At 74.3% G+C, this 214-nt stretch carries 1 protein-coding gene; it reads right to left on the reverse strand.

What is annotated here, in order from left to right:
- Positions 1-214, reverse strand: a 214-nt coding sequence (locus CCN35_RS29865; protein ID WP_281254833.1) for a beta-ketoacyl synthase N-terminal-like domain-containing protein, incomplete at both ends; no start/stop codon positions are given.

Here is a 214-nt window from a genome sequence, read left to right on the forward strand (position 1 = left end):
GTCGCGTTCGGCGTCCGACAGGCGCTTGAGGACGAGCACGCCGCAGCCCTCGGACCAGCCGCCTCCGTCGGCCTGTGCCGAGAAGGACTTGCAGCGTCCGTCGGGCGACATCGCGCCCAGCCGGCTGGACTCGACGAACAGCACCGGGGAGCTCATCACGGTGACGCCCCCGGCGAGGGCGGTGTCGCACTCCCCCGCGCGCAGGGCCGCGCAG

Source organism: Streptomyces thermovulgaris (assembly GCF_002155915.1).
In the GTDB taxonomy this organism is placed as follows: Bacteria; Actinomycetota; Actinomycetes; order Streptomycetales; family Streptomycetaceae; genus Streptomyces; species Streptomyces thermovulgaris.